Origin of the sequence: Serratia montpellierensis (genome assembly GCF_020858655.1) — a bacterium.
GTDB classification, from domain to species: Bacteria; Pseudomonadota; Gammaproteobacteria; order Enterobacterales; family Enterobacteriaceae; genus Serratia; species Serratia montpellierensis.
This window is the reverse complement of the sequence record NZ_VOSN01000003.1, coordinates 12083-25651: the sequence shown is the minus strand read 5'-3', so window position 1 is coordinate 25651 and position 13569 is coordinate 12083. Positions and strand designations below refer to the sequence as shown.

At 50.6% G+C, this 13569-nt stretch carries 29 protein-coding genes; all 29 read left to right on the top strand.

Annotated features, from left to right (window positions below; translation table 11 throughout):
* Positions 1-67: EF-Tu C-terminal domain-related protein (locus tag FUU19_RS24745; protein WP_130634147.1), on the top strand; the 67-nt coding region annotated here is incomplete at its 5' end.
* A 131-nt stretch (positions 68-198) separates the two neighbouring features.
* A complete protein-coding gene (bfd, locus tag FUU19_RS04170) occupies positions 199-393 on the top strand; it encodes a bacterioferritin-associated ferredoxin (RefSeq protein WP_015379266.1) in 195 nt (64 codons plus the stop codon).
* 73 nt (positions 394-466) lie between these two features.
* Complete coding sequence (gene bfr, locus FUU19_RS04165; protein ID WP_019456183.1) at positions 467-946, top strand: bacterioferritin; 480 nt, start codon at positions 467-469, stop codon at positions 944-946.
* A gap of 384 nt (positions 947-1330) precedes the next feature.
* Positions 1331-1642 (top strand): 30S ribosomal protein S10, encoded by a 312-nt coding sequence (gene rpsJ / locus FUU19_RS04160; protein WP_001181005.1) that lies wholly within the window; start codon positions 1331-1333, stop codon positions 1640-1642.
* A gap of 32 nt (positions 1643-1674) precedes the next feature.
* Positions 1675-2304: a 50S ribosomal protein L3 gene (rplC, locus tag FUU19_RS04155; protein ID WP_015379265.1), complete on the top strand. Its 630-nt coding sequence runs from the start codon at positions 1675-1677 to the stop codon at positions 2302-2304.
* A 10-nt stretch (positions 2305-2314) separates the two neighbouring features.
* Positions 2315-2920 carry a 50S ribosomal protein L4 gene (rplD, locus tag FUU19_RS04150; RefSeq protein ID WP_004929779.1) on the top strand — a complete coding sequence of 202 codons (606 nt, stop codon included), beginning with the start codon at positions 2315-2317 and terminating at the stop codon, positions 2918-2920.
* Positions 2917-3219, top strand: coding sequence for a 50S ribosomal protein L23 (gene rplW / locus FUU19_RS04145; RefSeq protein ID WP_004951179.1), 303 nt, complete (start codon positions 2917-2919; stop codon positions 3217-3219). Before rplD ends, rplW begins: the two co-directional genes overlap by 4 nt.
* An 18-nt stretch (positions 3220-3237) precedes the next feature.
* Positions 3238-4062 carry a 50S ribosomal protein L2 gene (rplB, locus tag FUU19_RS04140; protein WP_004929775.1) on the top strand — a complete coding sequence of 275 codons (825 nt, stop codon included), beginning with the start codon at positions 3238-3240 and terminating at the stop codon, positions 4060-4062.
* Between the two features lie 14 nt (positions 4063-4076).
* A complete protein-coding gene (rpsS, locus tag FUU19_RS04135; protein WP_004929772.1) occupies positions 4077-4355 on the top strand; it encodes a 30S ribosomal protein S19 in 279 nt (92 codons plus the stop codon).
* A gap of 14 nt (positions 4356-4369) precedes the next feature.
* Positions 4370-4702, top strand: coding sequence for a 50S ribosomal protein L22 (gene rplV, locus FUU19_RS04130; protein WP_002223844.1), 333 nt, complete (start codon positions 4370-4372; stop codon positions 4700-4702).
* 17 nt (positions 4703-4719) lie between these two features.
* The gene (gene rpsC / locus FUU19_RS04125) at positions 4720-5418 is read left to right on the top strand and encodes a 30S ribosomal protein S3 (protein WP_004929766.1); all 699 of its coding nucleotides are present in this window, start codon (positions 4720-4722) and stop codon (positions 5416-5418) included.
* A gap of 12 nt (positions 5419-5430) precedes the next feature.
* Positions 5431-5841, top strand: a complete 411-nt coding sequence (gene rplP / locus FUU19_RS04120; RefSeq protein ID WP_004929764.1) for a 50S ribosomal protein L16 — start codon at positions 5431-5433, stop codon at positions 5839-5841.
* Positions 5841-6032: a 50S ribosomal protein L29 gene (rpmC, locus tag FUU19_RS04115; protein ID WP_004929762.1), complete on the top strand. Its 192-nt coding sequence runs from the start codon at positions 5841-5843 to the stop codon at positions 6030-6032. The genes rplP and rpmC overlap by 1 nt, the downstream gene beginning before the upstream one ends.
* Positions 6033-6287, top strand: a complete 255-nt coding sequence (gene rpsQ, locus FUU19_RS04110) for a 30S ribosomal protein S17 (RefSeq protein ID WP_004929760.1) — start codon at positions 6033-6035, stop codon at positions 6285-6287.
* A 172-nt stretch (positions 6288-6459) separates the two neighbouring features.
* On the top strand, positions 6460-6831 hold the full coding sequence (rplN, locus tag FUU19_RS04105) for a 50S ribosomal protein L14 (protein WP_000613954.1): 372 nt from the start codon (positions 6460-6462) through the stop codon (positions 6829-6831).
* Between the two features lie 9 nt (positions 6832-6840).
* Entirely contained in the window at positions 6841-7155 is a 315-nt protein-coding gene (rplX, locus tag FUU19_RS04100) for a 50S ribosomal protein L24 (protein WP_019456185.1), read from the top strand.
* A 14-nt stretch (positions 7156-7169) separates the two neighbouring features.
* Positions 7170-7709, top strand: a complete 540-nt coding sequence (gene rplE / locus FUU19_RS04095) for a 50S ribosomal protein L5 (RefSeq protein WP_004929756.1) — start codon at positions 7170-7172, stop codon at positions 7707-7709.
* A 13-nt stretch (positions 7710-7722) separates the two neighbouring features.
* Complete coding sequence (gene rpsN / locus FUU19_RS04090; RefSeq protein ID WP_019456186.1) at positions 7723-8028, top strand: 30S ribosomal protein S14; 306 nt, start codon at positions 7723-7725, stop codon at positions 8026-8028.
* 30 nt (positions 8029-8058) lie between these two features.
* Positions 8059-8451: a 30S ribosomal protein S8 gene (gene rpsH, locus FUU19_RS04085; RefSeq protein ID WP_004929753.1), complete on the top strand. Its 393-nt coding sequence runs from the start codon at positions 8059-8061 to the stop codon at positions 8449-8451.
* Between the two features lie 14 nt (positions 8452-8465).
* Complete coding sequence (gene rplF, locus FUU19_RS04080) at positions 8466-8999, top strand: 50S ribosomal protein L6 (protein ID WP_004929751.1); 534 nt, start codon at positions 8466-8468, stop codon at positions 8997-8999.
* 9 nt (positions 9000-9008) lie between these two features.
* Entirely contained in the window at positions 9009-9362 is a 354-nt protein-coding gene (gene rplR, locus FUU19_RS04075) for a 50S ribosomal protein L18 (RefSeq protein WP_004929748.1), read from the top strand.
* 14 nt (positions 9363-9376) lie between these two features.
* Positions 9377-9877, top strand: a complete 501-nt coding sequence (gene rpsE, locus FUU19_RS04070) for a 30S ribosomal protein S5 (RefSeq protein WP_004929747.1) — start codon at positions 9377-9379, stop codon at positions 9875-9877.
* Between the two features lie 6 nt (positions 9878-9883).
* Positions 9884-10063, top strand: coding sequence for a 50S ribosomal protein L30 (gene rpmD, locus FUU19_RS04065; RefSeq protein WP_048232028.1), 180 nt, complete (start codon positions 9884-9886; stop codon positions 10061-10063).
* A 3-nt stretch (positions 10064-10066) separates the two neighbouring features.
* Positions 10067-10501, top strand: a complete 435-nt coding sequence (gene rplO, locus FUU19_RS04060; RefSeq protein ID WP_004929742.1) for a 50S ribosomal protein L15 — start codon at positions 10067-10069, stop codon at positions 10499-10501.
* A 7-nt stretch (positions 10502-10508) separates the two neighbouring features.
* On the top strand, positions 10509-11840 hold the full coding sequence (secY, locus tag FUU19_RS04055) for a preprotein translocase subunit SecY (RefSeq protein ID WP_004929740.1): 1332 nt from the start codon (positions 10509-10511) through the stop codon (positions 11838-11840).
* A gap of 33 nt (positions 11841-11873) precedes the next feature.
* Positions 11874-11990, top strand: a complete 117-nt coding sequence (rpmJ, locus tag FUU19_RS04050) for a 50S ribosomal protein L36 (protein ID WP_002227352.1) — start codon at positions 11874-11876, stop codon at positions 11988-11990.
* A 148-nt stretch (positions 11991-12138) separates the two neighbouring features.
* Positions 12139-12495 carry a 30S ribosomal protein S13 gene (gene rpsM / locus FUU19_RS04045; RefSeq protein WP_004929734.1) on the top strand — a complete coding sequence of 119 codons (357 nt, stop codon included), beginning with the start codon at positions 12139-12141 and terminating at the stop codon, positions 12493-12495.
* A gap of 16 nt (positions 12496-12511) precedes the next feature.
* Complete coding sequence (gene rpsK, locus FUU19_RS04040; protein ID WP_004929731.1) at positions 12512-12901, top strand: 30S ribosomal protein S11; 390 nt, start codon at positions 12512-12514, stop codon at positions 12899-12901.
* A gap of 30 nt (positions 12902-12931) precedes the next feature.
* The gene (rpsD, locus tag FUU19_RS04035) at positions 12932-13552 is read left to right on the top strand and encodes a 30S ribosomal protein S4 (RefSeq protein ID WP_025304496.1); all 621 of its coding nucleotides are present in this window, start codon (positions 12932-12934) and stop codon (positions 13550-13552) included.
* Positions 13553-13569 lie beyond the last annotated feature (17 nt).

The window sequence follows — 13569 nt, the reverse complement described above, 5'->3', positions numbered from 1 at the left end:
GCGTTTCGCAATCCGTGAAGGCGGCCGTACTGTAGGCGCTGGTGTTGTTGCTAAAGTTATCGCTTAATCGCGAATAATTTTTCGACACAATAAAGGGCACTTCGGTGCCCTTTTTTTATGCAATTTGTTTAAATCTTAATTGAAATAAAAACCATTCCTATTTAGACTCAATGCATTGGTTAAGAAGTGAGTCTCTCTATGTATGTATGTCTGTGTAATGCGGTGACTGACAAAGCGATCCGTAATGCGGTGCGTCAGCACAATCCCCATACCATGAAGCAGCTGCGTGAACTTGTGCCGATTGGGACCGATTGTGGAAAGTGCATTCGTCAGGCAAGACAGATTATGGTGGAGGAACGCGGAACTATCATCCCAATGCATGAAGTTGCCTAACAAAGGGTAAGGTTATTTTTGACTCTTGGCTTACAGGTTCTACACTTTTAGAACTGGCCAGGAGGAGTTACCTATGAAAGGCGATAAAAAGATCATTGCTCACCTCAACAAGCTGCTCGGCAACGAGCTGGTTGCCATCAATCAATATTTCCTGCACGCCCGCATGTTCAAGAATTGGGGCTTAATGCGCCTCAACGACAAGGAATACCACGAGTCGATCGACGAAATGAAGCATGCCGATCGCTACATCGAGCGTATCCTGTTCCTGGAAGGGCTCCCTAACCTGCAAGATCTCGGCAAGCTGAACATCGGCGAAGACATTGAAGAGATGCTGCGTTCCGATCTGGCTCTGGAGCTGGCAGGCGCTAAAAACCTGCGTGAAGGTATCGCTTATGCCGATTCTATTCACGATTATGTCAGCCGCGATTTGATGATCGATATCCTGGCCGATGAAGAAGAGCATATCGACTGGCTGGAAACCGAGCTGGACCTCATCGCTCGCCTCGGTATTCAAAACTATGCCCAGGCCCAGATTTTGGAGCGCAAAGAGTAAGCCTTCCGCCCATTCGCCATTGCCTCTCCTGCCGGCGACCGTTTTTACGGTGGGGCAGGGGAGAATTCAACCCGCCCTAAGCATAATTCATTCCCTGTTCACCGTGTTAACCCGCCCACTGCCACTGAACGCGCAAAAATGACGATTTCCTGAGCATATTTCCAACTGCGGCTTGCTTCCTCGGCCATTTTGCGTATAATGCGCGGGCTTACCTAATCTTGGTAAGCCTGATTTTAGCGAATCAGTCGATTGGCAGGCCTTTTTTGCCTTTCGAACAATACTCCCGATATGGGGGTTATATGTTGACGATTACACTCCCCCATCAATCGAAATGGGTGTGAGGAGTAATTATTTACGTTTATAAATAATTGGAGCTCTGGTCTCATGCAGAACCAAAGAATCCGTATCCGCCTGAAAGCGTTTGATCATCGTCTGATCGATCAATCAACCGCGGAAATCGTCGAGACTGCAAAGCGCACTGGTGCGCAAGTCCGTGGTCCGATCCCGCTGCCAACTCGCAAAGAGCGCTTTACCGTTCTGATCTCTCCGCACGTCAACAAAGACGCGCGCGATCAGTACGAGATTCGCACTCACAAGCGTCTGGTTGACATCGTTGAGCCAACCGAGAAAACCGTTGATGCTCTGATGCGTCTGGATCTGGCTGCCGGTGTAGACGTGCAGATCAGCCTGGGTTAATCAGGTCATTGAGCGATTGAGAGGTTGAAACAATGATTGGTTTAGTCGGTAAAAAAGTGGGTATGACCCGTATCTTCACTGAAGATGGCGTTTCTATCCCAGTAACCGTAATTGAAATTGAAGCGAACCGCGTGACTCAGGTTAAAAGCCTGGACACCGACGGTTACCGTGCCGTTCAGGTTACCACTGGTAGCAAAAAAGCTAACCGTGTAACCAAGCCGGAAGCGGGCCATTTCGCTAAAGCTGGCGTTGAAGCTGGCCGTGGTCTGTGGGAATTCCGCCTTGAAGAAGGTCAAGAGTTCGCTGCAGGTCAGGAAATTAGCGTAGAAATCTTCGCTGACGTTAAAAAAGTCGATGTTACCGGTACTTCTAAAGGTAAAGGTTTTGCTGGCACTGTTAAGCGCTGGAACTTCCGTACCCAAGACGCTACCCACGGTAACTCCTTGTCTCACCGCGTTCCGGGTTCTATCGGTCAGAACCAGACTCCGGGCAAAGTGTTCAAAGGCAAGAAAATGGCTGGCCACCTGGGTGATGAGCGCGTAACCGTTCAGAGCCTGGACGTAGTACGTGTTGACGCTGAGCGCAACCTGCTGCTGGTTAAGGGTGCTGTACCGGGCGCAACCGGTGGCAACCTGATCGTTAAACCAGCTGTGAAGGCGTAAGGGGATAGCAATGGAATTAGTATTGAAAGACGCGCAAAGCGCGCTGACTGTTTCCGAAACTACCTTCGGTCGTGATTTCAACGAAGCGCTGGTACACCAGGTTGTTGTTGCTTATGCAGCAGGTGCCCGTCAAGGTACCCGTGCTCAGAAGACCCGTGCTGAAGTAACTGGTTCCGGCAAAAAGCCATGGCGTCAGAAAGGCACCGGCCGTGCGCGTTCAGGTTCTGTAAAGAGCCCGATCTGGCGTTCAGGCGGCGTGACCTTTGCTGCTAAGCCACAGGACCACAGTCAGAAAGTAAACAAAAAGATGTACCGCGGCGCGCTGAAAAGCATCCTGTCCGAGCTGGTACGTCAAGATCGTCTGATCGTTGTCGAGAAGTTCTCTGTAGAAGCGCCTAAAACTAAGCTGCTGGCACAGAAACTGAAAGATATGGCTCTGGAAGACGTGCTGATCGTGACCGGTGAACTGGATGAGAATCTGTTCCTGGCAGCTCGCAACCTGTACAAGGTTGACGTGCGCGATGTAGCAGGTATCGATCCGGTTAGCCTGATCGCCTTCGACAAAGTGGTTATGACTGCTGATGCTGTGAAGCAAGTTGAGGAGATGCTGGCATGATCCGTGAAGAACGTTTGCTGAAAGTGCTGCGTGCACCGCACGTATCTGAAAAAGCATCCGCTGCGATGGAAAAAAGCAACACCATCGTTCTCAAAGTTGCCAAAGACGCGACCAAAGCAGAAATCAAAGCTGCAGTGCAGAAACTGTTTGAAGTCGAAGTCGAAGACGTGAACACCCTGGTAGTTAAAGGGAAAGTGAAGCGTCACGGTCAGCGTGTTGGTCGTCGTAGCGACTGGAAAAAAGCTTACGTCACCCTGAAAGAAGGCCAGAATCTGGACTTCATCGGCGGCGCAGAGTAAGTCGGAGGAGTAAGAACAATGGCAATTGTTAAATGTAAACCTACATCTCCGGGTCGTCGCCACGTTGTTAAAGTGGTTAACCCTGAGCTGCACAAGGGTAAACCTTATGCCCCGCTGCTGGAAAAACTGAGCAAAAGCGGTGGTCGTAACAACAATGGCCGTATCACCACCCGTCATATCGGTGGTGGCCACAAGCAACATTATCGTCTGGTTGACTTCAAGCGCAACAAAGACGGTATCCCTGCTGTGGTTGAGCGTCTGGAGTACGATCCGAACCGTTCCGCGAACATCGCGCTGGTTCTGTACAAAGACGGCGAACGCCGTTACATCCTGGCGCCGAAAGGCCTGAAAGCTGGTGACCAGATTCAATCTGGCGTTGATGCTGCAATCAAAGCGGGTAACACCCTGCCGATGCGCAACATTCCAGTTGGTTCAACGGTTCACAACGTAGAAATGAAACCAGGTAAAGGCGGCCAGATGGCTCGCTCCGCTGGTGCCTACGTTCAGATCGTTGCTCGTGATGGTTCCTACGTAACTCTGCGTCTGCGCTCTGGCGAAATGCGTAAAGTTCCAGCTGATTGCCGCGCCACCCTGGGTGAAGTCGGTAACGCTGAACACATGCTTCGCGTTCTGGGTAAAGCAGGTGCTGCACGTTGGCGTGGTGTTCGTCCTACCGTTCGCGGTACGGCGATGAACCCGGTAGATCACCCGCACGGTGGTGGTGAAGGTCGTAACTTTGGTAAGCACCCGGTAACTCCGTGGGGCGTTCAGACCAAAGGTAAGAAGACCCGTAGCAACAAGCGTACTGATAAGTTCATCGTACGTCGCCGTAGCAAAAAATAATTAGAGGATAAGCCATGCCACGTTCTCTCAAGAAAGGTCCTTTTATTGACCTGCACTTGCTGAAGAAGGTAGAGAAAGCGGTGGAAAGCGGTGACAAGAAGCCTTTGCGCACTTGGTCCCGTCGTTCAACGATCTTTCCTAACATGATCGGTTTGACCATCGCTGTCCATAATGGTCGTCAGCACGTACCAGTGTTCGTTTCCGATGAAATGGTCGGTCACAAACTGGGTGAATTCGCGCCGACTCGTACTTATCGCGGCCATGCGGCTGATAAAAAAGCTAAAAAGCGCTAAGGTAGGAGGAAGAGATGGAAACTATCGCTAAACATCGCCACGCTCGTTCTTCTGCTCAGAAGGTTCGCCTTGTTGCTGACCTGATTCGCGGTAAGAAAGTGTCGCAAGCTCTGGAAACTCTGACCTACACCAACAAGAAAGCTGCTGGTCTGGTTAAGAAAGTGCTGGAGTCTGCCATTGCTAACGCAGAACACAACGATGGCGCTGACATCGATGATCTGAAAGTTACGAAAATCTTCGTAGACGAAGGCCCAAGCATGAAGCGCATTATGCCGCGTGCAAAAGGTCGTGCAGATCGCATCCTGAAGCGCACCAGCCACATTACTGTGGTTGTGTCCGATCGCTGAGACTCTGGAGACTAGCAATGGGTCAGAAAGTACATCCTAATGGTATTCGCCTGGGTATTGTCAAACCTTGGAACTCTACTTGGTATGCGAATACCAAAGAATTCGCTGACAACCTGGACAGCGACTTTAAAGTTCGTCAATTCCTGACTAAGGAACTGTCGAAAGCTTCCGTTTCTCGCATCGTTATCGAGCGTCCTGCGAAGAGCATCCGTGTGACTATTCACACTGCTCGCCCAGGCATCGTTATCGGCAAGAAAGGTGAAGACGTCGAAAAACTGCGCAAGGTCGTAGCGGACATCGCTGGCGTTCCTGCACAGATCAACATCGCCGAAGTCCGTAAACCGGAACTCGACGCTAAATTGGTTGCTGACAGCATCACTTCTCAGCTGGAACGTCGCGTGATGTTCCGTCGTGCTATGAAGCGTGCAGTACAGAACGCAATGCGTCTTGGCGCTAAAGGTATCAAAGTTGAAGTAAGCGGCCGTCTTGGCGGCGCTGAAATCGCACGTACCGAATGGTACCGCGAAGGTCGTGTTCCATTGCACACTCTGCGTGCGGACATCGACTACAACACATCTGAAGCGCACACCACTTATGGTGTAATCGGCGTTAAGGTATGGATCTTCAAAGGTGAGATCCTGGGTGGTATGGCTGCAGTTGAACAACCGGAACCGGCTGCTCAACCTAAAAAGCAGCAGCGTAAAGGCCGCAAGTAAGGAGAGTCGCTGATGTTACAACCAAAGCGTACAAAATTCCGTAAGGTGCACAAGGGCCGCAACCGTGGTCTGGCGCAAGGTACGGATGTTAGCTTCGGCACTTTCGGTCTGAAAGCTGTTGGCCGTGGCCGTCTGACTGCTCGTCAAATCGAAGCAGCTCGTCGTGCAATGACTCGTGCAGTTAAGCGTCAAGGCAAGATCTGGATCCGTGTATTCCCGGACAAACCGATCACCGAGAAGCCGCTGGAAGTGCGTATGGGTAAAGGTAAGGGTAACGTGGAGTATTGGGTTGCCCTGATCCAGCCTGGTAAGGTCCTGTACGAAATGGACGGCGTGCCAGAAGAGGTTGCCCGCGAGGCATTCAAACTGGCAGCAGCGAAACTGCCGATCAAAACCACCTTTGTAACTAAGACGGTGATGTAATGAAAGCACAAGAGCTGCGTGAAAAAAGCGTTGAAGAGCTGAATGCCGAGCTGCTCAACCTGCTGCGTGAGCAATTCAACTTGCGCATGCAGGCGGCCAGTGGCCAGCTGCAACAAACTCACCTGTTGAAACAAGTGCGTCGTGACGTCGCACGCGTTAAGACTTTACTGACTCAAAAGGCGGGTGTGTAAATGACTGAAGTTATCCGTACCCTGCAGGGTCGTGTTGTTAGCGACAAAATGGAGAAATCCATCGTTGTTGCTATCGAACGTACTGTGAAGCACCCGATCTACGGGAAGTTCATCAAGCGTACGACCAAGCTGCACGTACATGACGAGAACAACGAATGTGGTACCGGCGACGTGGTGGAAATCCGCGAATGCCGCCCACTGTCCAAGACTAAGTCCTGGACGTTGGTTCGCGTTGTAGAGAAAGCGATTCTGTAATAGAGTAGCTGGCTCTCACTTAATAAACGGCTCAGAAAATGAGCCGTTTATTTTTTCTACCCATACCAAGTAAGCGGTGTTATAATGCTGCGCCCTCGGTTATGGGGCTTTTCAACGGCCTAATTTTTACTTGGGTCTTTAAAGTAGTAGTTGACATTAGCGGAGCACTAAAATGATCCAAGAACAGACTATGCTGAACGTCGCCGACAACTCCGGTGCACGTCGCGTAATGTGTATCAAGGTTCTAGGTGGCTCGCACCGTCGCTACGCAGGCGTCGGCGACATCATCAAAATTACCATCAAGGAAGCAATTCCTCGCGGTAAGGTGAAGAAAGGCGATGTTCTGAAGGCGGTAGTGGTGCGCACCAAGAAGGGTGTACGTCGCCCGGACGGTTCTGTCATTCGCTTCGATGGTAATGCATGCGTTATTTTGAACAATAACAGCGAGCAGCCTATCGGTACGCGTATTTTTGGGCCGGTAACTCGTGAACTGCGTAATGAGAAGTTCATGAAAATTATCTCTCTGGCACCAGAAGTACTCTAAGGAGCGAACATGGCAGCGAAGATCCGTCGTGATGACGAAGTTATCGTGATTACCGGGAAAGACAAAGGTAAGCGCGGTAAAGTAAAAAATGTCCTGTCTGCTGGCAAGGTCATTGTTGAAGGCATCAACCTGGTTAAGAAACACCAGAAGCCGGTTCCGGCTCTGAACCAACCAGGCGGCATTGTTGAAAAAGAAGCTGCAATTCAGGTTTCTAACATTGCTATCTTCAACGCGGCTACCGGCAAGGCTGACCGTGTAGGCTTTAGATTCGAAGAGGGCAAAAAAGTCCGTTTCTTCAAGTCTAACAGCGAAACTATCAAGTAATTTGGAGTAATACGATGGCGAAACTGCATGATTACTACAAAGACGAGGTAGTCAAACAACTGATGTCTCAGTTTGATTACAACTCTGTCATGCAAGTCCCTCGGGTCGAGAAGATCACCCTGAACATGGGTGTTGGTGAAGCGATTGCTGACAAGAAACTGCTGGATAACGCCGCAGCGGACCTGGCAGCCATCTCCGGTCAAAAACCGTTGATCACCAAAGCCCGCAAATCTGTTGCAGGCTTCAAAATCCGTCAGGGCTATCCGATCGGCTGTAAAGTAACTCTGCGTGGCGAACGCATGTGGGAGTTCTTTGAGCGTCTGATCTCCATTGCTGTTCCACGTATCCGTGACTTCCGTGGCCTGTCCGCCAAGTCATTCGATGGCCGTGGCAACTACAGCATGGGCGTGCGTGAGCAAATCATCTTCCCAGAAATCGACTACGACAAAGTCGATCGCGTTCGTGGTTTGGATATTACCATTACCACTACTGCGAAATCTGATGATGAAGGCCGCGCGCTGCTGGCTGCTTTTAACTTCCCGTTCCGCAAGTAAGGCAGGGTTACTGATGGCTAAGCAATCAATGAAAGCACGCGAAGTCAAGCGCGTGAAATTAGCTGACAAGTTCTTTGCAAAACGCGTTGAACTGAAAGCTATTATCTCTGATGTGAACGCGTCCGATGAAGATCGTTGGGATGCCGTTCTCAAGCTGCAAACTCTGCCGCGTGATTCCAGCCCGTCTCGTCAGCGTAAACGCTGCCGCCAAACTGGCCGTCCACATGGTTATGTGGGCAAATTCGGGTTGAGCCGTATTAAGCTTCGTGAAGCCGCTATGCGCGGTGAAGTACCAGGCTTGAAAAAGGCTAGCTGGTAATTACCAATTGAATCACGGGAGTAAAGACAGATGAGCATGCAAGATCCGATCGCGGATATGCTGACCCGTATCCGTAACGGTCAAGCCGCGAACAAAGTTGCGGTCACCATGCCTTCCTCCAAGCTGAAAGTGGCAATTGCCAACGTGCTGAAGGAAGAAGGTTTTATTGAAGATTTCAAAATCGAAGGCGACGCCAAGCCTGTTCTGGAACTGGTACTGAAGTACTTCCAGGGCAAAGCTGTGGTAGAAAGCATTCAACGTATCAGCCGTCCAGGTCTGCGCATCTACAAGAAAAAAGATGAGCTGCCAAAAGTTATGGCCGGTTTGGGTATCGCTGTTGTTTCTACCTCTAAAGGTGTTATGACCGATCGTGCAGCTCGCCAGGCTGGTCTTGGTGGCGAGATTATCTGCTACGTAGCTTAATTCGGGAGGAAAGAATGTCTCGTGTTGCAAAAGCACCCGTCGTCATTCCTGCCGGCGTAGAGGTAAAACTCAACGGTCAGGTTATTTCGATTAAGGGTAAAAACGGCGAGTTGACTCGTACTATCCACGACGCCGTTGAAGTGAAGCAAGAAGCTAACGCACTGACTTTCGCTCCGCGCGAAGGTTTTGCTAACGCATGGGCTCAAGCGGGTACCACGCGCGCTCTGCTGAACGCAATGGTTGTTGGTGTTACCGAAGGCTTCACCAAAAAGCTTCAACTGGTAGGTGTTGGTTATCGTGCTGCCGTTAAAGGCAACGTGGTGAATTTGGCCCTGGGCTTCTCTCACCCTATCGATCACCAGCTGCCGGCAGGTATCACTGCTGAATGCCCAAGCCAAACTGAAATCGTGCTGAAAGGCGCTGATAAGCAGGTTATTGGCCAGGTAGCAGCAGATCTGCGCGCTTACCGTCGTCCTGAGCCTTACAAAGGCAAAGGTGTTCGTTACGCCGACGAAGTCGTGCGTACCAAAGAGGCTAAGAAGAAGTAAGGTAACACTATGGATAAGAAATCTGCTCGTATCCGTCGTGCGACCCGCGCACGCCGCAAGCTCCAAGAGCTGGGTGCAACCCGCCTGGTGGTACATCGTACCCCGCGTCACATTTACGCACAGGTGATTGCTCCAAACGGTTCTGAAGTACTGGTAGCCGCTTCTACTTTAGAAAAAGCTATCGCGGAGCAACTGAAGTATTCCGGTAACAAAGACGCAGCAGCAGCCGTAGGTAAAGCTCTGGCTGAGCGCGCGTTGGAAAAAGGGATTGCGAAAGTATCCTTTGACCGTTCCGGTTTCCAATATCATGGTCGAGTCCAGGCACTGGCAGATGCTGCCCGTGAAGCTGGCCTTCAGTTCTAAGGAAGAGGTTTAAGATGGCTCACATCGAAAAACAAGCTGGCGAACTGCAGGAAAAGCTGATCGCGGTAAACCGCGTATCTAAAACCGTAAAAGGTGGCCGTATTTTCAGCTTTACCGCACTGACTGTAGTTGGTGATGGTAACGGTCGCGTTGGTTTTGGCTACGGCAAAGCACGCGAAGTTCCAGCAGCGATCCAGAAAGCGATGGAAAAAGCCCGTCGCAACATGATGAACGTCGCGCTGAACAGCGGCACCCTGCAGCACCCTGTTAAGGGCGCTCACACGGGTTCTCGCGTGTTCATGCAGCCTGCTCATGAAGGTACCGGTATCATCGCGGGTGGTGCAATGCGCGCCGTTCTCGAAGTTGCTGGGGTGCACAACGTATTGGCTAAAGCTTATGGTTCCACTAACCCGATCAACGTGGTTCGTGCAACTATCGACGCTCTGGCGAATATGAAGTCTCCTGAAATGGTCGCTGCTAAGCGTGGTAAATCCGTTGCCGACATTCTGGGGTAATTGACCATGGCTAAGACTATTAAAGTTACACAAACTCGCAGCTCAATTGGCCGTCTGCCGAAGCATAAAGCTACTCTGCTCGGTCTGGGTCTGCGTCGTATTGGTCACACCGTAGAGCGCGAGGATACTCCTGCTGTTCGCGGTATGGTCAACCTGGTTTCCTACATGGTTAAAGTTGAGGAGTAACAGATGCGTTTAAATACTCTGTCTCCGGCTGAAGGTGCCAAGCATGCGCCTAAGCGTGTAGGTCGTGGTATTGGTTCTGGCCTGGGTAAAACCGGCGGCCGTGGTCACAAAGGTCAGAAGTCTCGTTCTGGCGGTGGCGTACGTCGTGGTTTTGAAGGTGGTCAGATGCCTCTGTACCGTCGTCTGCCGAAATTCGGCTTCACTTCACGCAAAGCGATGATCACGGCAGAAGTTCGTCTGTCTGAACTGGCTCTGGTTGAAGGCGATGTTATCGACCTGAACGCGCTGAAAGCCGCTAACGTAGTTGGTGTCCAGATCGAATTCGCGAAAGTTGTACTTTCTGGCGAAGTCGCTCGTCCGGTAACCCTGCGTGGTCTGCGTGTCACCAAAGGCGCTCGTGCTGCTATCGAGGCTGCTGGCGGTAAAATTGAGGAATAAGTAGCAGATGGCTAAGCAACCAGGATTAGATTTTCAAAGTGCTAAAGGCGGGCTCGGCGAGCTGAAGCGCAGACTTTTGTTTGTCATCGGCGCGCTGATTGTCTTCCGTATCGGCTCTTTCATTCCGATTCCTGGTATCGATGCCACTGTGCTTGCCAAATTGCTTGAGCAGCAGAGAGGCACTATCATTGAAATGTTTAACATGTTCTCTGGTGGTGCCCTCAGCCGTGCTTCTATCTTTGCTCTGGGGATCATGCCGTATATCTCGGCGTCGATCATTATCCAGCTGCTGACGGTGGTTCATCCAGCGTTGGCGGAAATCAAGAAAGAAGGGGAGGCTGGCCGTCGCAAGATTAGCCAGTACACCCGTTACGGTACGCTGGTATTGGCCATATTCCAGTCGATCGGTATTGCTACCGGTCTGCCGAATATGCCTGGTATGCAGGGCCTGGTGTTAAATCCAGGCTTTGCATTCTACTTTACTGCGGTTGTGAGCCTGGTAACCGGGACAATGTTCCTGATGTGGCTGGGTGAACAGATTACTGAGCGCGGTATCGGCAACGGTATCTCGATCATTATCTTCGCGGGTATTGTAGCGGGACTCCCGCCGGCAGTGGCCCATACTATCGAGCAAGCACGGCAAGGCGACCTGCACTTCCTCCTGCTGCTGTTGGTTGCAGTATTGGTGTTTGCAGTAACCTTCTTCGTTGTTTTCATCGAGCGTGGTCAACGTCGTATCGTCGTTAACTATGCGAAGCGTCAACAAGGTCGTCGTGTTTATGCAGCACAGAGTACACATTTACCGTTGAAAGTGAACATGGCGGGTGTTATCCCGGCGATTTTCGCTTCCAGCATTATTCTGTTCCCGGCCACGATTGCATCATGGTTTGGGGGCGGTACCGGTTGGAACTGGCTGACTACGATTTCGCTGTATTTGCAGCCAGGGCAACCGCTTTATGTGTTACTCTATGCGTCTGCAATCATCTTCTTCTGTTTCTTCTACACGGCGTTGGTATTCAACCCGCGTGAGACAGCAGATAACCTGAAGAAGTCCGGTGCCTTCGTACCAGGAATTCGTCCGGGAGAGCAAACGGCGAAGTATATCGATAAAGTAATGACGCGTTTAACCCTGGTGGGCGCGATGTACATTACTTTCATCTGCCTGATCCCGGAGTTCATGCGTGATGCAATGAAAGTACCATTCTACTTTGGTGGTACCTCGCTACTGATCGTGGTTGTCGTCATCATGGACTTTATGGCTCAAGTGCAAACTCTGATGATGTCAAGTCAGTACGAGTCTGCATTGAAGAAAGCAAATCTGAAAGGCTATAACCGCTAGTCAGATTCGTTTGAGAAGTTACGGAGAGTAAAAATGAAAGTTCGTGCTTCCGTCAAGAAATTATGTCGTAACTGCAAAATCGTTAAGCGTAACGGTGTCGTTCGTGTGATTTGCAGCGCCGAGCCGAAGCATAAACAGCGTCAAGGCTGATTATCTCGCATATTTTTCTTGCAAAGTTGGGTTGAGCTGGCTAGATTAGCCAGCCAATCTTTTGTATGTCGCACTGCAACACTATTTGAGTATCCTGAAAACGGGCTTTTCAGAATGGTGTTGCTGTATAAAATAGTAGGAGTGCATAGTGGCCCGTATAGCAGGCATTAACATTCCTGATCATAAACATACCGTTATCGCCTTAACGTCGATCTTCGGTATCGGTAAAACCCGTTCACAGGCTATCTGTGCATCCACGGGTATTGCTGAAAATGTTAAGATCAGTGAGCTGTCTGAAGAGCAAATCGAAAAGCTTCGTGATGCAGTTGCCAAATACACCGTTGAGGGTGATTTGCGTCGTGAAATTACCCTGAGCATCAAGCGTCTTATGGACCTTGGTTGCTATCGTGGTTTGCGTCATCGTCGTGGTCTGCCGGTACGCGGTCAGCGCACCAAGACCAACGCTCGTACCCGTAAGGGTCCGCGCAAGCCGATCAAGAAATAATCGGGGTTATTGAATAATGGCAAAGGCACCTGTTCGTACACGTAAGCGTGTAAGAAAGCAAGTCTCTGACGGCGTGGCTCATATCCATGCTTCTTTCAACAACACCATCGTTACCATCACTGATCGTCAGGGTAATGCTTTGGGTTGGGCAACAGCCGGTGGTTCCGGTTTCCGTGGTTCTCGTAAGTCCACTCCGTTCGCAGCACAGGTTGCAGCAGAACGTTGTGCTGACGCAGTAAAAGAATACGGTATCAAGAACCTGGAAGTTATGGTTAAAGGACCTGGTCCTGGTCGTGAGTCTACTATCCGCGCTCTGAACGCGGCTGGTTTCCGCATCACTAATATTACTGATGTGACTCCGATCCCTCATAACGGTTGTCGTCCGCCGAAAAAGCGCCGCGTGTAACGCAGCTTTTAGGATTGTTGGAGAAAGAAAATGGCAAGATATTTGGGTCCTAAGCTCAAGCTGAGCCGTCGTGAGGGCACAGACCTGTTCCTTAAGTCTGGCGTTCGCGCGATCGATTCCAAGTGTAAAATTGAACAAGCACCTGGTCAGCACGGTGCGCGTAAACCGCGTCTGTCTGATTACGGTGTTCAGTTGCGTGAGAAGCAGAAAGTTCGCCGTATGTACGGCATTCTGGAGCGTCAATTCCGTAACTATTACAAAGAAGCAACCCGCCTGAAGGGCAACACCGGTGAAAACCTGTTGCAGCTGCTGGAAGGTCGTCTGGACAACGTTGTTTACCGTATGGGCTTCGGCGCTACTCGTGCAGAGTCACGTCAGCTGGTTAGCCACAAAGCAGTTATGGTAAACGGTCACGTTGTTAACATCGCTTCTTATCAGGTATCTCCGAATGACGTAGTCAGCATCCGCGAGAAAGCTAAAAAGCAGTCTCGTGTTAAAGCTTCTCTGGAGCTGGCTGAGCAGCGTGAAAAGCCGACTTGGCTGGAAGTTGATGCTGCTAAGATGGAAGGCGTGTTCAAGCGTATGCCTGAACGTACCGATCTGTCTGCGGACATTAACGAACACCTGATCGTCGAGCTTTACTCCAAGTAAAGCTTAGTACCAAAGAG